This is a genomic window from Kribbella sp. NPDC026596 (genome assembly GCF_040638415.1).
Lineage (GTDB): Bacteria > Actinomycetota > Actinomycetes > Propionibacteriales > Kribbellaceae > Kribbella.
The window spans coordinates 67,485-88,581 of the sequence record NZ_JBEZYF010000013.1; the positions used below are offsets into that span (position 1 = coordinate 67,485).

At 68.6% G+C, this 21,097-nt stretch carries 20 protein-coding genes; 15 read left to right on the plus strand and 5 right to left on the minus strand.

Going from position 1 to position 21,097, the window contains the following annotated elements; genetic code table 11:
• The first annotated feature begins 16 nt into the window (after positions 1-16).
• Together AB0E63_RS13470 and AB0E63_RS13475 are read left to right on the plus strand one after the other, a co-directional pair.
• Positions 17-475, plus strand: a complete 459-nt coding sequence (locus tag AB0E63_RS13470) for a sigma factor-like helix-turn-helix DNA-binding protein (RefSeq protein WP_360365050.1) — start codon at positions 17-19, stop codon at positions 473-475.
• Positions 472-1,719: a hypothetical protein gene (locus tag AB0E63_RS13475; protein ID WP_360365052.1), complete on the plus strand. Its 1,248-nt coding sequence runs from the start codon at positions 472-474 to the stop codon at positions 1,717-1,719. The genes AB0E63_RS13470 and AB0E63_RS13475 overlap by 4 nt, the downstream gene beginning before the upstream one ends.
• Here the strand turns inward: AB0E63_RS13475 and AB0E63_RS13480 are convergent.
• Complete coding sequence (locus tag AB0E63_RS13480) at positions 1,648-2,319, minus strand: TetR/AcrR family transcriptional regulator (protein ID WP_360365054.1); 672 nt, start codon at positions 2,317-2,319, stop codon at positions 1,648-1,650. The genes AB0E63_RS13475 and AB0E63_RS13480 overlap by 72 nt on opposite strands.
• A 281-nt stretch (positions 2,320-2,600) precedes the next feature.
• Between AB0E63_RS13480 and AB0E63_RS13485 the strand changes: the two genes are divergently transcribed.
• Genes AB0E63_RS13485 through AB0E63_RS13500 form a run of 4 tightly spaced genes read left to right on the plus strand, consistent with a single transcriptional unit; the run spans position 2,601 to position 7,616 of the window.
• Positions 2,601-3,944 (plus strand): ammonium transporter, encoded by a 1,344-nt coding sequence (locus tag AB0E63_RS13485; protein WP_360365056.1) that lies wholly within the window; start codon positions 2,601-2,603, stop codon positions 3,942-3,944.
• On the plus strand, positions 3,941-4,279 hold the full coding sequence (locus AB0E63_RS13490) for a P-II family nitrogen regulator (protein ID WP_360365058.1): 339 nt from the start codon (positions 3,941-3,943) through the stop codon (positions 4,277-4,279). Before AB0E63_RS13485 ends, AB0E63_RS13490 begins: the two co-directional genes overlap by 4 nt.
• Entirely contained in the window at positions 4,280-6,547 is a 2,268-nt protein-coding gene (locus AB0E63_RS13495; protein WP_360365060.1) for a [protein-PII] uridylyltransferase, read from the plus strand. It abuts the gene before it with no gap.
• A 10-nt stretch (positions 6,548-6,557) separates the two neighbouring features.
• The gene (locus tag AB0E63_RS13500; RefSeq protein WP_360365062.1) at positions 6,558-7,616 is read left to right on the plus strand and encodes a DUF2332 domain-containing protein; all 1,059 of its coding nucleotides are present in this window, start codon (positions 6,558-6,560) and stop codon (positions 7,614-7,616) included.
• Here the strand turns inward: AB0E63_RS13500 and AB0E63_RS13505 are convergent.
• Positions 7,609-8,301, minus strand: coding sequence for an arginase family protein (locus AB0E63_RS13505; protein WP_360365064.1), 693 nt, complete (start codon positions 8,299-8,301; stop codon positions 7,609-7,611). The two genes, AB0E63_RS13500 and AB0E63_RS13505, sit on opposite strands and share 8 nt — an antisense overlap.
• Before the next feature lie 446 nt (positions 8,302-8,747).
• Positions 8,748-8,930 carry a hypothetical protein gene (locus AB0E63_RS13510; RefSeq protein WP_360365066.1) on the minus strand — a complete coding sequence of 61 codons (183 nt, stop codon included), beginning with the start codon at positions 8,928-8,930 and terminating at the stop codon, positions 8,748-8,750.
• A gap of 115 nt (positions 8,931-9,045) precedes the next feature.
• Between AB0E63_RS13510 and AB0E63_RS13515 the strand changes: the two genes are divergently transcribed.
• Positions 9,046-9,732, plus strand: a complete 687-nt coding sequence (locus AB0E63_RS13515; protein ID WP_360365068.1) for a hypothetical protein — start codon at positions 9,046-9,048, stop codon at positions 9,730-9,732.
• 222 nt (positions 9,733-9,954) lie between these two features.
• Here the strand turns inward: AB0E63_RS13515 and AB0E63_RS13520 are convergent, their stop codons facing one another.
• Entirely contained in the window at positions 9,955-10,389 is a 435-nt protein-coding gene (locus AB0E63_RS13520; RefSeq protein ID WP_360365070.1) for a hypothetical protein, read from the minus strand.
• A 139-nt stretch (positions 10,390-10,528) separates the two neighbouring features.
• Between AB0E63_RS13520 and ffh the strand changes: the two genes are divergently transcribed.
• The 8 genes from ffh (at position 10,529) to AB0E63_RS13560 (ending at position 19,694) form a co-directional block, all read left to right on the plus strand.
• Positions 10,529-12,094, plus strand: coding sequence for a signal recognition particle protein (gene ffh, locus AB0E63_RS13525; RefSeq protein ID WP_360365072.1), 1,566 nt, complete (start codon positions 10,529-10,531; stop codon positions 12,092-12,094).
• Between the two features lie 295 nt (positions 12,095-12,389).
• A complete protein-coding gene (locus AB0E63_RS13530; protein WP_360365074.1) occupies positions 12,390-13,721 on the plus strand; it encodes a lytic transglycosylase domain-containing protein in 1,332 nt (443 codons plus the stop codon).
• 310 nt (positions 13,722-14,031) lie between these two features.
• Positions 14,032-15,192: a lytic transglycosylase domain-containing protein gene (locus tag AB0E63_RS13535; RefSeq protein WP_360365076.1), complete on the plus strand. Its 1,161-nt coding sequence runs from the start codon at positions 14,032-14,034 to the stop codon at positions 15,190-15,192.
• Positions 15,193-15,273: 81 nt separating this feature from the next.
• The gene (locus AB0E63_RS13540) at positions 15,274-16,368 is read left to right on the plus strand and encodes an amidohydrolase family protein (RefSeq protein ID WP_360365078.1); all 1,095 of its coding nucleotides are present in this window, start codon (positions 15,274-15,276) and stop codon (positions 16,366-16,368) included.
• Entirely contained in the window at positions 16,365-16,505 is a 141-nt protein-coding gene (locus AB0E63_RS13545; RefSeq protein ID WP_360365080.1) for a hypothetical protein, read from the plus strand. The genes AB0E63_RS13540 and AB0E63_RS13545 overlap by 4 nt, the downstream gene beginning before the upstream one ends.
• Before the next feature lie 120 nt (positions 16,506-16,625).
• Positions 16,626-17,858 carry a histidine kinase gene (locus AB0E63_RS13550; protein ID WP_360365082.1) on the plus strand — a complete coding sequence of 411 codons (1,233 nt, stop codon included), beginning with the start codon at positions 16,626-16,628 and terminating at the stop codon, positions 17,856-17,858.
• Entirely contained in the window at positions 17,849-18,487 is a 639-nt protein-coding gene (locus AB0E63_RS13555; protein ID WP_360365084.1) for a response regulator transcription factor, read from the plus strand. Before AB0E63_RS13550 ends, AB0E63_RS13555 begins: the two co-directional genes overlap by 10 nt.
• Before the next feature lie 88 nt (positions 18,488-18,575).
• Positions 18,576-19,694 carry a S1 family peptidase gene (locus AB0E63_RS13560; protein WP_360365086.1) on the plus strand — a complete coding sequence of 373 codons (1,119 nt, stop codon included), beginning with the start codon at positions 18,576-18,578 and terminating at the stop codon, positions 19,692-19,694.
• 52 nt (positions 19,695-19,746) lie between these two features.
• On the opposite strand, the gene AB0E63_RS13565 is transcribed toward AB0E63_RS13560, so the two are convergent.
• Positions 19,747-21,096 carry an SPFH domain-containing protein gene (locus AB0E63_RS13565; protein ID WP_360365088.1) on the minus strand — a complete coding sequence of 450 codons (1,350 nt, stop codon included), beginning with the start codon at positions 21,094-21,096 and terminating at the stop codon, positions 19,747-19,749.
• Position 21,097: the final 1 nt, after the last annotated feature.

A 21,097-nucleotide genomic window follows, 5' to 3' on the forward strand; every position in this document is an offset into this window, starting at 1 on the left:
AGAGGCGGGAGGGTGGATGCGCGACACGGTCGACCCGGACTTCGCCTCGTATGTCGATGCGCGGCAGGGCAGATGGCTCCGTACGGCGTACCTCGTGTACGGCGACCTGGAGCGAGCCGAGGAGGCGCTGCTGCGCGCCTTCACCCGGCTGTCGCTGCGCTGGACGAAAGTGGACGATCCGGACGCCTTCGTCCAGCGGGTGCTCTATCAGCCCGTGCTGAAGCCGTGGAACCGGGCGAAGGCGTTCCCGGACGAAGACGACCCGGTGAAGATCGCGCTGGGCGAGCTGAGCCCTGCCCAGCGCACGGTGTTCGTGCTGCTGCATCTCGAGGAGCTCACCGAATACGAGGTGGCCGACCTCCTGAGCCTCTCGCATCAGACTGTGCACGGGCACGGGATGACGGCCTTCAGCCGGTTCCGGACGGCGATGGGTGCGGGGGACTGGCGGGACGCCGGCAGGGGAGAGTCGCGGTGAGGCGGGAAGACGTTGGGCCGCTGCTCCAGCGGGCCGCGGATCGGCTGCCGGAGCCGGACCTGGCCGACGCGGCCTGGGCCGAGGGCGTGGCCACCCGGCGACGGCGGCGCCGCAGCATCCTGGTCGGACTGGTGGTCGTGGTCCTCATCGCTCTCGTCGCGGCGATCGGGGTCGGAGCCAGCTCGGGCAACAAGGCTGACTTCGTCCCGCCGACCACTCCGCCCACCGACCCCAACGACATCGCACCGGCCGGACAGATCGCCGGGATCGATTACTGGATGGCCCCGCCGCCCGGCAGCGAGCGTTTCCTCGACCGGCTCGAGACCCCGCTCGGTGATCGCCTGCAACTGCCGGACAAGGTGCGGTCGCTCTCGGACCAGCGGATCGACCGGATCGCGGCTGTGGTGCTGCTGAAGCGCGGTGGTGGCTACGAGCCGCTGCTGCTCGGTTCGGATTCCTCGTGGTCACTGGCAGACGTGCAGTTGGTTGCGATCGCCAACGGCTCGCCGTTGAGCCCTGGAACCGTGTCTCCCGACGGGCACATGGCTGCCTTCCCGCAGCCGGGCGAGTTGGTCACCGTCGACGCGTCGACGGCCGAGGTCACCCACTACGACGTACCGACCGAAGACCTCCGGAGTGTGTCCTGGCTGGGAGATGCCCAGCGTGTTCTCGTCAGTGGACCCGGTGTGGCCTATCGCGTGCTCGTCGGCGAGGGCGGATTCGGCGAGGGAGCACTGGTGAAGATCAGTGGGACCAGCGACCCGGAGGACGTCACCGCGCCCTTCCGGCTGGATGCCGGGGCGGTGATGCGCTATCTGGTCAGCGGCCAGTGGATGATGGACAGTGCACTCGCGCTGCCGGTCCGGCGGTGGGTGGGTCAGACTTTCTCGTCGGACAACGCGGCTGCCCGGCTTTTCGTCGCCGACGACCTTCCCCAAGTGCCGACGAGGGTCTCTCAGCCTCAGGTCGTCGCGGCGATTTCCACCCTGCGAACGCTCCCCAGCCGTCTGCTCGTGCTGGGGGAGCCCGGCGCCGCACCGCCGACAACAGGGATCGGTCCGGCCGACCGGCAGGCTGTCCGTGAGCCTGGCTGCTGCTCGGTGCTGGGCTGGTACGACGACAACACTCCGCTGCTGGAGGTCCAAGGCTGGGTCTTGGCCTGGGACCTGTACTCAGGCAGAGTGCGGCGAGTCACCGAACTCGCTGTGGACGGTTTGGCGATCGGACCAGGCGTCCGACCCTGAACCGTCCTTCATGATCGCCCGCATGGTCACCTCGACCAGGCGGTCCGCCTCCTCCGGTAGCGGCATTGCCTGTCCGGTCAAGGTGCGGATGATGAACACTCCGGCGAGCCACTCGACCATCAGTACCGGGTCCGCGGACGTCCGGACCGGTTCACCCCGGGTCCGGGCGCGCTCCAGCGCGGTCCTGGTCAGCGCGATCCGGCGCTCCAGGACATCGCGGTAGATCGTCGCGGACCGCTCATCGCGGTTCGCCTCCGATACTGCGAGGCGGATCAGTGCAAGCCCCCTTTCACTGTTCACGAACAACAACGCGTAGCGGTAGACCTCGAGCAGATCACCGGCCAGCGAGCCGGTGTCGGCGTCCGGGATCTCCAGATCGAACAGTTCCGCCATCGCGTCGTTGGCGAGTTGTTCCTTGCTGGCCCAGCGCCGGTAGATGGTCGCCTTGCCGACACCTGCCGCTTCGGCGACGTCATCGACGGTCATCCCGTCGAATCCCCGCTTCAGCAGCAGTTCTACGGCGAACTGGCGGATCCTCGGCTCGGCGTCCGGATCTCTCGGCCGGCCGCGACGCGGCGTCACCTCTTGATTGGTCTCCATCTCTCGCCCCAGGCTCGGACGGGGGCAGTGGCGCGGCTGCTGTCCCGTGTGGTCCAGGCCAGAGTGCCACACCTTGCCCTTACGCGCCTGATATCGGCGCCGTCACCTCGATGTCACCTGGGAGCCCGCTTTGTCACATGCCTGAAACAAACGGACCGATCGGCTGAAACGGCGCGCCGACACCGTTTGCGGTGTGGCCGAGCGCGGGCTCCCCGGCGTTGTGGAGTTCTCCCGATTGAGGACGCCGGCCACCCCCTGGATCGATGGAAGGGATGACGTTGATGGAGATCAACGCCGGCGATACCGCCTGGGTCTTGGCCAGTGCCGCCCTGGTGATGCTGATGACACCGGGCCTGGCTTTCTTCTACGGCGGCATGGTGCGCATGAAGAGCGTGCTGAACATGATGATGATGAGTTTCATCACCATCGCCGTCGTCACCATCTTGTGGGTGGTCGTCGGCTACTCGCTGACGTTCGCCGGGGACACCGGGCACGTGGTCGGTGACTTCTCCGAGGTCGGGCTGAAGGGCCTGATGTCGCCCGACGCGGTGAGCGGGTCGACTCCGACGCTCGCCTTCGTCGCGTTCCAGCTGATGTTCGCGATCATCACACCGGCACTGATCTCGGGTGCCATCGCCGACCGCGCCACCTTCCGTGGCTGGATCGCGTTCGTGGTGGGCTGGACGACGCTGGTGTACTTCCCGGTCGCACACTCGGTCTGGTTCCTGCAGGACGGCGACGGCGGCTGGATCGGCGACAAGCTGAAGGCGGTCGACTTCGCCGGTGGTACGGCGGTGCACGTGAACGCCGGTGCCGCCGCGCTCGCGCTGGCCATCGTGCTCGGCAAGCGGATCGGCTGGAAGAAGGACCCGATGCGGCCGCACAGCCTGCCGCTGGTCATCCTCGGCGCCGGTCTGCTGTGGTTCGGCTGGTTCGGCTTCAACGCCGGCTCCGCGCTCAGCGCCGGCACCACCGCCGCGGTCACCTTCGTGAACACCCAGGCCGCCACCGCTGCCGCGGTGATCGGCTGGCTGATCATCGAGCGGATCCGGCATGGCAAGGCAACCACGCTCGGTATGGCGTCCGGTGCGATCGCCGGTCTGGTCGCGATCACCCCGTCCTGTGGTGCGGTCACCCCGGTCGGTGCGATCATCCTCGGCCTGCTGGCCGGTGCGGTCTGCGCCTTCGCGGTGTCGCTGAAGTACAAGTTCGGCTTCGACGACTCCCTCGACGTGGTCGGCGTGCACCTGGTCGGCGGTCTGTTCGGTTCGCTGGCAATCGGCTTCCTCGGTACGGCGGCGGCCCCGTCAGCCGTGAACGGTCTGTTCTACGGAGGGGGCGCCTCCCAGTTGGGTAAGCAGGCGCTGGCCAACCTGGTGGTCGGTGTCTACTCGTTCACGGTCGCCTTCATCCTCGGCAAGATCATCGACAAGACGATCGGCTTCCGGGTCACGGAGGACGACGAGGTCACCGGTGTCGACCAGGTCGAGCACGCCGAGACGGCGTACGACTTCCTGAGTGCGGCTGGTCTGCGCGGCGGACTGTCGACCCGCCCGGCGGCGGCCACGGCCGGAACGGACAATGGGACCACCGAGACTTCCGAGAAGGAAGGTGCCAACGCATGAAGCTGATCACCGCGGTGGTCAAGCCGCACAAGCTGGAGGACGTCCGGGCCGCCCTGGAGACGTTCGGCGTCACCGGGATGACGGTCACCGAGGCGAGCGGCTACGGCCGGCAGAAGGGCCACACCGAGGTCTACCGCGGCGCCGAGTACGAGGTGGACCTGGTCCCGAAGGTCCGGCTCGAGGTGGTCGTCGAGGACGGTGACTCCACGGACGTGGTGGACGTGATCGTCAAGGCCGCGCAGACCGGCAAGATCGGCGACGGCAAGGTCTGGGTCACGCCGGTGGAGACCATCGTTCGGGTGCGGACCGGCGAGCTCGACGGAGACGCGCTCTAGATGATCGATCGGGCAGCACAGCGGCGCGCCCGGGCCGAGGAGGCCGACGCGCTGCTGTACCTGCTCCTCTCCAAGGCCTGCGACGCCCTCGGTGTACCTACCGAGGGCGTCGCGCTGGTCGCAGTTGGCGGCTATGGCCGGGAGGAGCTGTCGCCGTACAGCGATCTCGACGTGATGCTCGTGCACGTCGAGGGGTACCCACGGGTGGACGAGCTGGCCGCACAGATCTGGTATCCGCTGTGGGACTCGCGGACCAAGCTGGACCACAGTGTCCGGACGATCGCGGAGGCCCGGCAGGCGGCCGCCGACGACGTACGGGTCGCTCTCGGTCTGCTGGACGCACGGCACGTCGCGGGGGACTCACATCTCACGCTGCAGCTGCGGTCCGTGCTGATGGCGGACTGGCGGCGTACGGCGCGCTCTCGCCTGCCTGGGTTGGCTCAGGCCTGCCGGGACCGCGCCTCGACGGTCGGTGAGCTCGCGCACCTCGCCGAGCCCGACCTCAAGGAGGCGTACGGCGGTCTGCGGGATGCCGTCGTACTGCGGGCGTTGGTTGCCTCGTGGTTGGTGGACGTACCGCATCCGGTGGTGGAGCGGGCCCGACTGGACCTGCTGAACATCCGGGACGAGCTGCACACGGTCGCGGGGCGCTCGACCGACAGACTGGTCGCCGACCTGACCGGTGAGGTCGCGTCCGGGCTCGGTCTGTCCGGACGGGACGAACTGCTGCGGCACGTGTACTCGACCGGCCGGACGCTGGCGCACGTGTGCGATGTGTCCTGGCGGCGCGTCGAGAGCCTGATGACCAAGCCGCCACGGTCCGCCAGGCGCCGGCAGCGGTCTGGTGGGCCGTTGCTGCTGGCACTCGATGACGGAGTCGGTCAGCACGAGGGCGAAGTCGTGTTGATGCCGGATGCGCGGCCGGAGCGGGACGCCGTACTGGGTGTGCGGGCTGCTGCTGTCGCCGCCGATCGCGAGCTCGTCCTGTCGCCTGCGGTGTGTGCACGGTTGGCTTCTTCGGCTGCTGACCTGCCCGAGCCCTGGCCGGGGGAGGCGCGGCGGTTGCTGTGCGCCCTGCTGGGTGCTGGCAGCGGACTGCTCGAAGTGTGGGAGGCCTTGGACCAGGCCGGCTACATCACGCGGATTCTGCCGGAGTGGGACTCAGTGCGGTTCCGGCCGCCGCAGTCGGCGGTCCACCGCTTCACTGTCGACCGGCATCTGCTGGAGACGTGTGTCGAGGCTTCGAAGATGGTGCGCGACGTACGGCGGCCTGACCTGCTGCTCGTCGCCGCACTGCTGCATGACCTCGGCAAGGCTGTCGACGGCGACCACAGTGTCACCGGTGCGGTCATCGCCCGGAAGGTGGCTCAGCGCCTCGGTTTCGCCGAGGCGGACGGGGACACGATCGCCTTGCTGGTTCGGCAGCACCTGATGCTCGCCCAGGTCGCCACCCGTCGGGATCTCGATGACCCGATGACTGTCGACCTCGTCGTGGGCATCGTGCGCGACACGGAGACGCTGGATCTTCTGGAGGCGCTCACGTACGCCGACGCCCGGGCCGCGGGTCCTGCGGCGTCGTCGCCGTGGCGGATCCGGCTGGTCGGTGAGTTGTGCCGGCGGGTGCGCGGTGAGCTGTCCGGGGGAGGGGAGGGCATGTGGACGGAGGCTCCGCCTATTCCGGTGCCCGTGTTGCACCAGGTGGTCGGCGTAGGGCGACTGGGCCTGACGGTGACCGACCATCACGGTGACCTCCGGGTCAACGTCGCCGTACCCGACCAAGTGGGCACGCTGTCGACTGTTGCCGCCGTACTGGCGGTCGAGCGGCTCGCAGTGCGGTCTGCCGTCATCACGTCCGTTGAAGGGCTCGGGATCTCGCAGTGGACGGTCGCTGGATCGCCGCCTGACCCGGTGCGGTTGCGTGACCGGCTCGCGGTGGCACTGCGGGACGACACCGATCTCGTACGCCGCTTGGCCGCTCGTGACTCGTCCGCCGTCAAGCAGCGGGTCGCCAGCCGGGTGGACCTGTTGCCTGGAGCATCGGAGACAGCCACTGTGCTGCAGGTGCGCGCACACGACCGTCCGGGGCTGCTCTACGACGTCACGGCGGCTATAGCGTCCACGGGTGCTGACATCCGCTCTGCACACGTCAGCACGCTGGGTGCCGAGTGTGTAGACGTTTTCTACCTCACGGATCGCTATGGCTCGCCGCTCGAGGAGGAGGACGCGCGCACGACGGCAAAGTCGGTCCTCGATCGTCTGACCTTCTAGTCTCAGCTACGTGGATGTCGTAGCAGCCTTCCAGCGCCAAGCGATCGCCTGCGAGGACCTAGGGTCCCCGATGTACGCCGAACTGCTTCGGCTGATCGTGGACGACTACGAGCTCGGTGGCTCGTCAGTCGAGGTCCTGGCCGGCTATGAGGACCGTTCGTTCGGTGACGCGATCGGACTGCGGCTGCTGGCTGCTGTGCACGGGCTGGTGCTGTCCGGTTCGGCGCCCGAGCTCGCGGCGTTCTACCCGAGCATGGGCGGGTCGTGGGATCCCGTGCTCGGGTGGGAAGCGTTCGAGCAGGTGCTGCAGTCGCGGTCGGGCGAGATCCGATCGCTGCTGACCCAGCCGCCGCAGACGAACGAGGTAGGCCGGGCCGCCTCGCTGTACGGCGGCCTGTTGCACCTGGTCGATGCGCTGCCGCTGCCGGTGCGGCTGTTCGAGATCGGTGCGAGCGGTGGGTTGAACCTGCGGGCCGATCACTACCGGTACGTCGCCGACGGGACGTCGTACGGACCTACGGACAGTCCGGTGGTGTTCGATCCGGCGTGGACGGGGCCGGTGCCGGCTGTCGAGCTGCGGATCGCAGAGCGGGTGGGATGCGACATCGCGCCGGTGAACCCGCTGTCGGCGGACGGCGCGCTCACGTTGACGTCGTACGTCTGGCCGGACATGCCGGAGCGGCTGGAGCGGTTGCGTGGTGCGCTGGCGATCGCTCGGCAGGTGCCGGCTGACATCCGGCGGGAGGACGCCGTCTCGTTCCTGCAGGGCCTGGAGCTGTCGGAGGGGCACGTCACCGTCGTGTGGCACTCGATCATGTGGCAGTACCTGCGCCGGACCGACCGGACAGCAGTGGAGGACCGACTGGACGAGCTCGGTGCGCAGGCGACCGGCTCCAGCCCATTGGCCCATCTCCGCCTCGAGCCGCACCACACGATCTCCCACGGCCGCGGGACGGACGGCTGGGAGTACCGCGTCGACGTCCAGACCTGGCCCGGCGGCGAGCTCCGGGTCCTCGGGAGTGCCTCGCCCCACGGGCAAGACCTGGTCTGGGATCCCCGGTTCAGCTGAACGACGCGACGAGCGTGTCGGTGAGCTCGGCTGCGTAAACACCGTCGGGATCCAGATCGGGGTCGAAGATGCCGATGTCGATCCCGGCGCATTTCGCCGACGCCAGCAAGGGCTGGAGCAGTGCTCGAAGTTGGGCGTGGTCGATGCCGCCGGGGTCGGGACTGTCGACCGCCGGCATCACCTCGGCGTCGAGAATGTCCACATCCAGATGCACCCAGAACCCGTCGAGCTCATCCCGCTCCAGGTGCTCGAGTGTCTGCGCCGCCGCCTGTGCTGGATCCGCTGCGATGGTACGAGCCGGCCACACCGGAATCCCAGCCTTCTCGACATCCCCGACGTACTCGTCGTCCTCCCGGATCCCGAGCAGCGCGGCATCCGTGTCCTTGACGTACGGGCGCAGTTGTTCGAGATCGGTGAGATCCGCCTGCCCACGCCCGGTCACCAGTGCGAGCGCTTCGCCTCCCGCGGCCCCGACGTACGGCGAGTTGTCGACGGTCCGGAAGTCCGAGTGGCCGTCGAGATAGACGACGCCGTACCGCCCCCGCCGCTTCAACGCCAACGCCGGGCCGAGCAGGTTGCTGCACTCCCCACCCAGCAACACCACGAACTTGTCCTCGTCGAGCAACCGCCCCACCCGATCCGCCAACTTGACCGTGTACGACGCCATCCCCACCGCATTGAACACTCCATCCCCCGGCTTCCACCCCGCCCGGTCATACCGAGGCGGCGTCACACACCCCGCATCCGCAGCCCCGATCCGCCCCAAAAACCCCAGATCCCGGACCGCCCCCGCCAACTTGTAACACCCCGGCACAGCCCCCTCCACCGGAGCCCGCAACCCCAAGTTAGAAGGCCCATCCACCACCACCCGCCGCTTCCCCACAAACCTCTCCTAACCGATAGCCGATCATTCACCGGTTAGATCCTTTCGGGACATCCCCGGCCTGTCAATCACTGCCATTGGTCCGTGTGGTCCTCCACAGCTTGTGGTCGAGCCGCTCCCGGACTGTCGGTCGGTGTCGTCGGCAAAGTCGTCACTCCAGGGGAGTCCGCCGTACTCCAGGTCCCTCTCCGTGGCCTCCAGGCCGCGGCTCATCCCTCGGATGGAGCTCCCCTTCGTCACCGGCCTCGTTAGCGAGCTGCCAGATCCGCTTGCTCGACCATCTCCATCGCCGCCCGCCGGTCGTCCTCGGCCGGCAGCTCGGAGATCAACCCGAACACGTCCTCCTGCGCCTCGAAGACCGCATCCATCACCTGATCGATGAGCAGCCACTGCCGCGCCCTGAACTGTTCGTCAAAGCTCTGACGATCCATCGTTCTCCTCTGCTGGTCAGGTCTCGAGGCTCGGAGGCCGGCTGGCTGTAGGCGCCCGTACGACGGGTCCCGACCCAGCACCCGTACGACGAGCACCCTGCCCAAGCCGTGGTCGTTGGGCGACGGCACCGGTGGCCGGCGCCTGCGCAGACAAGAACCGCAAGGTGTCGACCTGCGCAGGCTCTGCGCGGACCTCAGCGATCCCACGCACCCGCAGATCATCGCCGAACGGCCCCGCCCCACCGAGCCGATAGTGCCGCCGAATCTCGTCGACCTTCGCATTCAGGTCGGACCGGATCTCGTCAGCGATGCGGGCACCCAGTGGCGCGGAATGATCCGGCAGCTTGGGCCACGCCAGATGAATCATCGGCTGAATCAGAGCCGCCCGAACGGTGTGCTGATGGGTCGGGTGGTGTGGAACGACGTCCCAAAGGCGGTTTCGGACAACGCCATCGGCCAGCGCATCGAAGTGCATGACGGCCGGGCCGGCGATCAGCCGGTTCAGCAGCGCCTTCCGGTTGACGTTCAGACCAGCCGCTTGATCGAGCAGCCGGTCGGACGCCGCATGCGCTCCCGGGTACTGGGGCCTGGGCAGCACGAGTTCTTGGTAGCCCGCCAAGTCGGCGAAGGCATCGAAGTCCGCCATAACGCGCAATTCGGCAACGCCCTCTGTCAGACCCGCGGAGTGTTCGCTGTAGACGGCGTTCGGTTCCGATTGCGCCTTCAGATTCATCCCAGTGTGGGTGGCCTCGTGCAGAACTGTCGCCAATGCCTCCGCCTGTTCGCCCGGGTGAGTGTGTGAGGTACGGCCGGTGAGGTAAGGCAGGACGTGCTGTGCTGACAGGCGAATGGCTCCAGTGGTCGGGCTGGCGCTGCCCCACACGCCGCTGGAGGTCGCGTAGAGCGCACCATTCCACCGGTCGACACTCGTCGGCCGGATCCTCCGGGCGACTCGGTAGAGGCGAACGAACTCCCGGTAGACGGCGGACTCCCGGGGGACCAGTTGGTCACCGGAGTCCATGGATCAGTCGCCTTGCCGGGTGGTGTCGTCCTGGGTGAACGACGGCTCGCGCAGCTCTGCCTCGATGTGGTCCAGGACTCGGGTCATCGCTCTGATGTGTGGAGCTTCGTCCCTGGGGGCGCGGTCGGCGATCGCCCAGATCCGTCGCCGTGCCTCCTGGATCGCTGCGATGCGCTCCTCCACGGAGTCGCCGGTGCGATAGGTGCCGGCGTGGATTGCGCCGGCCTCGTGGTACAGGGCGCTCCACTGCCGGGGTGGTGGAAGCGGCTCGGCGAGTTTGTCGATCAGGCGCAGCGCCCAGGCGCGGTCCTCGCCGTCCGGCTCGTCGGAGACGAGGGTGCGCAGCTCGTGCTGCGCTGCGGCGACGTCGAAGTCGGACTCGGTGCGCTGCCGGTGTCTGGCGTCGGCGAAGGCGGAGTTGAACTCTGCGATGTCCATCAGATCGGGCCTGTTCCTCGCTGGGGTCTGCTGGTCGCAACGCTAGCGAGGAAACGGTCGGCGCCGCCGGAGTTATCCACAGGTTGGGGGGCCGGTAGACTCGGGGGGTTCATTGCTTCGAGGAAACGGACTGTTTCTCGTGTTCGACACGCTTTCCGATCGGCTCTCGACCGCCTTCAAGAATTTGCGGGGCAAGGGCAAGCTGACTGATGCCGACATCGATGCGACCACCCGGGAGATCCGGATCGCGTTGCTGGAGGCGGATGTCGCGTTGCCGGTGGTGCGGGAGTTCATCGCGGCGGTCCGCGAGCGGGCCAGTGGCGCCGAGGTGCGCGGCGGGCTGAACCCGGCGCAGCAGGTCATCAAGATCGTCAACGAGGAACTGGTCAACATCCTCGGCGGCGAGACCCGTGAGCTGCGAATGGCCAAGCGGCCTCCGACGGTGATCATGCTCGCCGGTCTGCAGGGTGCCGGTAAGACCACCCTGGCCGGGAAGCTGGCCAAGTGGCTGAAGGAGACCCAGCATCAGACGCCGATGCTGGTCGCCGCCGACCTCCAGCGGCCGAACGCGGTCACGCAGCTCCAGGTGGTCGGCGAGCGGGCCGGCGTACCGGTGTTCGCGCCCGAGCCGGGCAACGGCGTCGGCGACCCGGTCGAGGTCGCCCGCAAGGCGATGAACGAGGCGCGCGACAAGCAGCACAGCGTGGTGATCGTCGACACGGCCGGCCGGCTGGGCATCGACGAGGACATGATGAAGCAGGCCGCGGACATCCGCGACGCGGTGCAGCCGGACGAGGTGCTGTTCGTCGTCGACGCGATGATCGGCCAGGACGCGGTGACGACGGCACGGGCCTTCGAAGACGGTGTCGGTTTCGACGGCGTCGTGCTGACCAAGCTCGACGGTGACGCCCGTGGTGGTGCCGCGCTGTCGATCGCACAGGTCACCGGCCGCCAGGTGATGTTCGCCAGCAACGGCGAGAAGCTCGAGGACTTCGACGTCTTCCACCCCGACCGGATGGCTTCGCGCATCCTCGGCATGGGCGACGTGATGAGCCTGATCGAGAAGGCCGAGCAGACCTTCGACGCCGAGGAGGCCGCCAAGACGGCGGCAAAGCTGCAGAAGCGGGGCGGCAAGGACTTCACCCTGGACGACTTCCTCGCCCAGATGCAGTCGGTGCGCAAGATGGGCCCGCTGACCAAGATCTTTGGCATGCTGCCCGGCGCGAACCAGTTCAAGGACCAGCTGGAGAACTTCGACGAGCGCGAGATCGACCGGATCGAGGCGGTCATCCACTCGATGACGCCGGCCGAGCGGACCGATCCGAACATCATCAACGGCTCCCGCCGGGCCCGGATCGCGAAGGGTTCCGGCACCGAGGTCGCGACCGTGAGCGGTCTGGTCGAGCGGTTCTTCGAGGCGCGGAAGATGATGGCCGCGATGGCCTCCGGCAAGGGCATCCCTGGCATGCCCGGGATGCCTGGCATGCCCGGTGCGGGTGCGGGCGGCGCGCGGAAGGCGAAGCAGCAGGCGAAGAAGGGCAAGAAGCGCGGCTCGGGCAACCCGGCCAAGCGGGCGAACCAGGGCAGCCCCCAGCCGCAGGTACCGCAGCCAGGTCAGCTGCCGGCCGCGTTCGGCGGCGGTCAGAACGGTGGGGACTTCGAGCTGCCCGACGACCTGAAGAAGATGCTGGGCGGCGACAAGTAGCCAGTGGTACGCCGGTGCCCGATCGGGCGAACCTTCCCACGGGAACCGATCGGACCGGCGTACGGCGGCCGGATGTCAGAACTGTCATCCGGTTGGCTAGTCCGGTCCGGGCATCGTCGGCGTACGGTGAAAACCGGGGGATGAACTCTCGGTGACGTCGGGCGGAACTGCCCTCGGGTACCCGGTTACTGCATGAAGTGGCGCACCGTTACCGGTTGTCCACGACCCTGTGACGGCTAAGATCGTGCCTACGCCCGAGAGTTACACCACTGCGGAATGCGCCGAGGACGGTTCGATGAGGCACCAGTTCAAGAACCTGGACACGTGGCGGGGGAAGTTGTCCGCGACGTGTGCGTGCTTGGCTCCGCCTACCGCGATGGTCGCCGTGTTCGTCGTCGGTGGCGTCACCTCGAACACGTTCATCGTCGACGCGCACGCGCTGTCCGCACCGCGCCAGGACGCGGTCTTCGACGACCTGGCCAACAACGTCCCGAAGCAGCCGGGTGCCGACGGCAGCCTGCCGACGCAGGAGAAGTCGACGATCCAGGTACCTGTCACGGGTACGACGGATGGCACGGTGCAGCCGATTCCCGGCATCACCGGCGACACCTCGGGCATCCCGGGCACGGTGCTGGCGGCGTACCAGAAGGCTGCGAACGATCTCGCGCTGACGACGCCCGGCTGCCACCTGACCTGGCCGCTGCTGGCCGGCATCGGCAAGGTCGAGTCCGCGCACGCCAGCGGCGGCAAGGTCGAGCCGAACGGGACCACCCGCGGCAAGATCCTCGGTCCGGTGCTGGACGGCGGCCCGGGGATGGCCGCGATCGCGGACACCGACCAGGGTGTGTACGACGGCAACACCAGCTGGGACCGTGCGGTCGGGCCGATGCAGTTCATCCCGGGGACGTGGAAGACGTTCGGCGCGGACGGCAACGGTGACGGGGTCAAGGACCCGCACAACGTGTTCGACGCGGCTCGGGCGGCCGGTGACTACCTCTGTGCCGGCGGCGCGAACCTGGCCGACCCGCAGGGCTTGGTGCTGGCGGTGCTGCGCTACAACCACTCCATGGACTATGTGTCGACCGTGCTGCGGTGGATGCAGTCGTACAGCAAGCAGACGGTGACGATCCCGGACACCCAGGGCGAGATCACCACGCCGACCGACGACGGAAACGTCGATACGACGTACGACCCCACCCGGACCGGTACGACGACCACGCCGACGCCGACCACGACGCCGACAGTCGTGCCGACCACCGCGCACACGACGACCCCGCCGCCGAGCAGGACGACCACCATCAGGCCGGCCACCCCGCCGACGACGACCACCACGACGACGAAGCCGCCGACGACGACGCCGACCACGCCACCAACGACACCGCCGACGACCCCGCCGTCCACGCCGCCGACCAGCACGCCGACTCCGACGCCGACGGAAACGCCAACCCCGACGCCGACGGAAACGCCCACTCCGACGCCGACGGAAACTCCGACTCCCACACCGGACCCGACCTGCACCCCGACTCCGACGCCGACCGTGACCCCGACCGCCACACCGACGCCGGATCCGTGCGCCACCCCGGCGCCGGGCTCGGACCCGTCCCCATCGTCCACACCGGCCGGCTGAGCCGGGCAGGCTGCGCCCTCGCCGGCTGAGCCGGTGAGCGAGCCGGGTCAGTTGGGTTTCGGCCCCGGGTAACTGGGCAGATTACCTGGCGGTTCGCGCCCTTCCGCGGCGCCCGTTCACGCTCACGGAACGCCTGTCCGGTGCCGGTTTGCAGGCGTGTTGGCGGGTCAGGTAACTTTGCGTCGTCTTGATGTAACTTTCTGGCGTATAGATCGTTGAGGGGACTATGCGCCTAACCCGTAGTGGTAACCGTCGGGTCAAAATCATCATCGCTTCACTGTGCACAGCCCCGCTCCTGGTCGGGGCCATCGTGACAGTCGCCTCGGGCGGAGCCGGTGCCTCCGGCAACCTCGCGGCGGACAGCCCGGTCGCCCCATCGCCTGGGGCCGGACTGAACAGCGGTGAGTTCGACGAACTGACGATGATCGTGCCGCAGCGTCCCGGGGTGGACGGCCGGCTCGGATCCGACAAGCCCGCCCGCGCCGACGTGCCCGTGCAGGGAGCGACCGACGGACGCTCCGTCGTCCGGCCCGGTCGGCCGAATGCGATCAACGGCATCCCCCGCGGGGTGTTCCCCGCCTACCGCCGCGCCACCGCGAACCTCGCCGTCGTCCGGCCGAACTGCGGGCTCACCTGGCCGTTGCTGGCCGGGATCGGCAAGGTCGAGTCCGACCACGCCAGCGGCGGCCGGGTCGACGTGGCCGGCACCACCCGCGGCAAGATCCTCGGCCCGGTGCTGAACGGCCGCCGCGGCAACGGCCGGATCACCGACTCCGACAAGGGCAAGTACGACGGTGACCTGACCTGGGACCGCGCGGTCGGGCCGATGCAGATCATCCCGCAGGTGTGGGACGAGTTCGGGGCCGACGGCAACGGCGACGGCTACCGCAACCCGAACAACGTGTACGACGCCGTCACCACGGTCGCCGTGGTGCTGTGCTCCGAGGGCGACGACCTGAAGCAGCCGCGCGACCTGGTCGCCTCCCTGCTGCGGTACCAGCACTCCAAGGACTTCGTCGCCACCGTGCTGAAGTGGATGCGGGTCTACAGCAAGAACGCGGTGCTGGTGCCGAACGAGAAGGGCGGCCTGTCGATGCCCAAGTCGACCGGCAACGCCGAGCGGAAGGTCGACCCGCGCGAGGTCCCGGACATCCCGGACGAGACCACGCCGACGACCGGGGCGACGCCGACACCGACGGTGCAGCCGTCGACGCCGGTCGGCGAGGTGACGCAGCCGGATCCGATCGACACCCCGACGCACAAGCCGACCCGGCCGACGCAGACGCCGACGAAGACTCCGACCAAGACCCCCACCAAGACGCCGACCCCCACGCCGACGCCGACCCCCACGCCGACTCCGACGGACACGCCGACCGGCACCCCGTCGAACACCCCGTCCGGTACGCCGTGCGCCGGAGGCAACGACCCGACGACGCCGACCTGCACCCCGGGCGGCGGCTCACACGGCTGACGCGAGCAGCGGCTGATGTGAGGAACGGCTCACGTCAGCAGTGGCTGACCTGCGTGGCCGAAGCCGGATACGGTCGGCGGTATGACCGAACCCGGCGTACTCAGGCTGGTCGGCACGGTGTTGCCGGCCGGTGAGCAGCAGGAGATCCATCTCAGCGGTGGGCTGGTCGTCGACCGGCCCACCGCTGCCGATGTCAGCACCGTGCACACCGGCGGCTGGATCCTGCCCGGCCTGGTCGACGCGCACTGTCACATCGGCCTCGACCAGCACGGCGCCGTCGACGAGGCGACCCAAGAGCAGCAGGCGATCACCGACCGGGATGCCGGTGCTCTGCTGGTCCGGGACGCGGGCGTGGCGTCGGACACCCGCTGGATCGACGACCGTGCGGACCTGCCGAAGATCATCCGGGCCGGCCGGCACATCGCCCGCTCGAAGCGGTACATCCGCAACTACGGCTGGGAGATCGAGCCGGACGAACTGGTCGCGTACGTCGAACAGGAGGCGCGCCGTGGTGACGGCTGGGTCAAGCTGGTCGGCGACTGGATCGACCGGGACGCCGGCGACCTCACCTCCTGCTGGCCGGCCGAGGCACTGAACGCGGCGATCGCCCGCGCCCACGAGCTCGGCGCGCGCGTCACCGCCCACGTCTTCGGCGAGCACGCCCTCCCGGATCTGCTTGCCGCCGGCATCGACTGCATCGAGCACGGCACCGGTCTGCTGCCGGACATGCTCGACCGGATGGCCGAGCACGGTGTCGCGGTGGTCCCGACGCTCATCCAGCTGGAGAACTTCCCGCAGTACGCCGACCAGGCCGTCGCCAAGTTCCCGGTCTACGCAGCCCACATGCGCGACCTGTACGACCGCCGCCTCGAGCGGCTCCGGGACGCCTACGAGGCCGGCGTACCGGTGTACGCCGGGACCGACGCCGGCGGTGTCCTCGGCCACGGCCTGGTGGCGCAGGAGATCCAGGCCCTGACCACGATCGGCATGTCCGGGGAGGAGGCACTGAGCGCGGGCTCGTGGGGTGCCCGCGAGTGGCTCGGTGCCCCGAGCAACCTCCAGCCGGGTGATCCCGCCGACATGGTCGCGTACGACGAGGATCCGCGCGCCAATCCCGCCGTACTGACGCACCCGCGACTGATTGCACTGCGTGGCAGCATTGTCTTCAAACGGTGACGGGAAAGCATTCACTCAAACACTGGCTGCCCGGCCCGACTCAGGTCTTCGTCACCTGTCAGGTGCAGGGAGACCCGGTCACCGCCGAAGGCACCACGAACAACTGGTGGTCCAAGCTCCGCGACCAGGGCGGCTAATGACCAACATCTACATCGACGACCCGAACGCCAAGCTCCCAGGTGTACCAGACTGCTAGAGCCTGAAAGGTAGAGCCTGCTGTACCGACTGCGGCACTCGCGATGCCGCACGATGGACGCATGCTGACGAAGATTCTGTCCCGGGGTGGCCCAGCCGCTGGGTATCTGGTGATCCGGTACCTGAAGGCGGTCGTGTTGCTGGCCGCACTGCCGATCAGCCTGCTACTCGGCTGGGTCATCCCGGGCGTCACGGCCGGTCTGGTCAAACTGGCCAACAGCGAGCGGTACCGCGCCGCGAGGTACCTCGGTGTGCCACAAGCGCCGCCGCTGCCGCCGGCATTGCCCCGCGCGCCCGGCGACGTCGCGACACTGTTCCGGGACAAGTCGTTCAGGCGCAGTCTGCGGTGCCTGCTGATGCCGCTGGTGATGATCCCCGAGCTGCTGGTCGCGGTCATCTCCGTGATCGGTGTGCCGAGTGCGATTCTCAGCATGCTGCTCTGGTGGCTCGCCCCGGGCAACTTCAGCCTGATGGGCCTCGACGTCGACAGCTGGTTCGAGGCGCTGACACTCGGTCCGCTGCAGGTAGGGGTGAGTCTGTGGTTCCTGGGGCGGGTCGGCCCCGCACTGGCCCGCGGCCACGCCAGGGCGGCGCTCAGCCTGCTTGCACCGACCGAATCGCAGCTGGAGACCTCGAGGCTCGCGCAGCGGGTCGAGGAGCTCACCAAGAGCCGTGCCGGTGCGGTGGACTCGCATGGTGCAGAGCTACGCCGGATCGAGCGCGACCTGCACGACGGTACTCAGGCACAGCTGGTGTCACTGGCCATGCGGATCGGTATCGCCAAGCAGACCATGGCAGACGACCCGGAGAAGGCCGCCAAGCTGTTGGATGACGCTCGTGACGGCGCAGAGCAGGCCATGAACGAGCTACGCGGCGTACTGCGGACCATGTACCCACCGATCCTCGCCGACCGCGGTCTGGCCGGCGCGGTCTCCGCACTCTGCGCTCGCTGCCCACTGCCGGTGGACCTGCGGCTCGGCGACCTCGGCGACGTCCCGGCCGCGGTCGAGGCCGCCGCGTACTTCGTCGTCGCCGAGTCGCTCACCAACATCACCAAGCACTCCGCGGCCGGGCACGTCGACGTACGGATGGAGCGGCGCGGTCCTGAGCTGTACCTCGCGATCACCGACGACGGGATCGGCGGAGCGCGGATCAACGAGCAGTCCGACCTGCTGGGCCGGGGGAGCGGGCTGCATGGCATGCTCCACCGGGTGCAGGCGATCGACGGTCACTTGGAGCTGCAGAGCCCGATCGGCGGGCCGACCACCGTCGAGGTGAGCCTTCCGTGCGGGTAGTGATCCTCGAGGACAACCCGATCCTGGCCGAGGGCCTCGGTCTGCTGCTCGGCAACTCCGGCTTCGACGTCGTCGCGGTGGCCGGCGACGCCGACGAGTTCGCCAAGGTCATGAGCGAGCACGATCCCGAGATCGCGATCGTCGACGTACGCCTCCCGCCGACCTTCACCGACGAGGGCCTCCGCGCCGCGATCGAGGCACGCCGGGTCCGGCCCGGGCTGCCGGTGCTGGTGTTCTCGCAGTACGTCGAGGAGATCTACGCGGCCGAACTCCTCGCCGCCGGTAGCGAAGGCGTCGGTTACCTGTTGAAGGACCGCGTGTCCCGGGTCGACGAGTTCCTCGAGGCCGTACGCCGGGTGGCTGCCGGAGGGACTGTGCTCGACCCCGAGGTGGTCAGCCAGTTGATGGTCAAGCGGAGCAGCCCGCTGGACCGGCTGACGCCCCGCGAACGCGAGGTACTCGCGCTGATGGCGGAGGGACTCGGCAACACGGCGATCGCGGAGAAGCTGGTGATCTCCGAAGGTGCCGTCCACAAGCACGTCGGCAACGTCTTCCTCAAGCTCGACCTGCCCCCGACCGACTCCGGTCACCGCCGGGTTCTCGCCGTCCTCGCGCACCTGGGTTTGTGAACTCTTGACTGTTCGTACTCAGTAGGACACTCTCAGGTCCGAGAGCGCTCTCATGCACCGAACCGCCCCTAGGTGAGGAGAGTTCCAGATGAAGGTCCTACTAGCCGCCGTGCTCGCGGCGACCGCGGTGACCGTCCCCAGCCAGGCCATCGCGGCGCCGCAACCTCTGGCAGTGCGAGGGCAGGCGACAGCAATGCAGCGTGACTTCGAACTGACCGAGCAGCAGGTGCAACAGCGCCTCGAGGCCGAGACGTCGGCCGCCAAGCTGTTGCCCGCGGCCCAGAAAGCTGCCGGCGCCGACTTCGGTGGTGCCTGGTACGACGACGCCATCCGGAAGCTGGTGGTCGGGCTGACCCGGCCGGATCATGCGACCGCCGTACGTGCCACGGGCGCCGCGGTCACCGCCGTACCGGTGACAGCTGCCGCGCTGGACAAGCGGAAGGCTGCCGTCGACAAGTTGGCCGGCAAGGCTGTGCCGGCTGCGGTCAGTGGCTGGGCCGCCGACCCGCGCACGGGCAGTGTGGTGATCAACGTCCAAGCAGGCAAGCGATCCCAGGCCGTCGACGCGTTCGTGGCCAAGGTCGCGCGCGCCGGAGCGGTCACGGTTCGCGAGGTCGCTGCACAGGCGCCGACCACGTTCGCGGCCGGCACTGTCGGCGGCGACCCGTACTACGTCAGCAACATCCGCTGCTCGATCGGCTTCTCCGTGTACGGCGGCTTCATCACCGCCGGCCACTGTGGTCGCAGCGGCACGGTCCGCGGCTGGGACGGCTCGGACCTGGGCGCGTTCCAAGGCTGGTCGTTCCCCGGCAACGACTATGCGTGGGTCTCGGTCGGCAACGGCTGGTGGACCGTGCCGGTGGTGCTCGGCTGGGGCCAGATGAGCGACCAGCTGGTCCGCGGCTCGTGGGAGGCGCCGATCGGCTCGTCGGTCTGCCGCAGTGGCTCGACCACGCACTGGCACTGCGGCACGATCCTGGCCAAGAACGAGACTGTGAACTATGGCAACGGCCAACTGTTCTATGGCGCGACCAAGACGAGTGTCTGCGCCGAGGGCGGGGACTCGGGCGGTTCGTTCATCACCGGCGACCAGGCGCAGGGCGTGACGTCCGGCGGCTGGGGCAACTGCAGCAGTGGCGGTGAGACGTGGTTCCAGCCCGTCAACGAAATCCTGCAGGCCTACAACCTCACACTGCACACCGCCTGAACAGGCGAAGCCCGGATCCCCTGGCGCATCAGGGGATCCGGGCTTCGATTGGTCAGGCCGTCTCGTCCGGCACCGACTCCAGGACCGGTTTGCTGCCCTTCGTGGTGCTGAGTGAGTCGATCAGCTGCTTGGCGAGCGCGAAGCCGGAGCCACCCATCGTGATGGTCTTCACCAGGGTGTCCTCGATGCCCTGGGCACCGTTCAGCACGACCATGTTGCCGACCTTCTCGAACGAGCCCGCCGCCGCGGCGACGATCTGCGGGTAGGCCTCGGCCAGCTGCTGCGCGACGACCGCGTCGGTGTTGGTGGCCAGTGCCTCGGCCCGGGCCTTGATACCGGCCGCCTCGGCCATCGCCTTCGCCTGGACGGCGGCGGCCTCGGCCTTACCGGTCAGCTCAGTGGCCTTCGCCTCGGCCTCACCACGCAGCTGGACCTCACGGGCGTTCGCCTCGGCGGCCGCGATCTGGGCGTCACGCGCGGCCTGGGCCAGCGTGCGCTGCTTGTACGCCTCGGCGTCGGCCGGCTTCAGCACCGACGACTCGAGCTGCTTCTCGGCCAGCGACGCGTTCAGCTTCGCGGTCTCCGTCTCGGCGACGACGACCTCCTGCCGGGCCAGCGCCTCGGCCAGCGGACCGGACTGGGAGGCCTTCGAGTTCGCCTGATCGACCTCGGCCTGGTAGCCGGCCTGCGCGATCGAGCTCTGCCGGACCGCGGCGGCCTTGGCCGCGGCGGCGACCTGCTCGCGTTCGGTCGCCTCGCGGTCCCGCTCGGCCTGCGCGATCCGGGCCGCGGCCTCGACCGCGGCGGCCTGCGGACGGCCGAGGTTGCGGATGTAGCCGGACTCGTCGTCGATCTCCTGGATCTGCAGCGAGTCGACCACCAGGCCGAGCTTCTCCATGTCGCCGGCCAGCGAGCCGCGGATGTTCGTGGTCAGCGTCTCCCGGTCGTGCAGCATCTCCTCGACCGTGGTCGAGCCGACGATCGCCCGCAGGTGACCCGCGAACAGCTCGTGGATTGTGCTCATCACCTGCTCGTCGCTCTGCTCCAGGAACCGCCGGGCCGCGTTCGCGATCGAGCCGTAGTCGTCACCGACCTTGTACGCCGTGACGCCCTTGATGTGCAGCGGGATGCCCTGGCTGGACACACAGGTGACGGTCAGCGGGGTGGCGCGGATGTCCAGCGGCAGCCGCCGCACGGTCTGGAAACCCGGCAGGACGGCGGTGCCGCGGCCGACGACGATCTTGAAGCCGAGGGTCTCGTTCACCTGCTCCGTGCTCGAGTGCGCGCCGAGGCCGGAGATGATCAGTGCCTCGTTCGGCTCCGCCACCCGCCAGACCGTCCGGAACAGGATCAAGAGGACGACCACCGCCACGGCAGCGATGATCACGTACGTCCAGAGCATT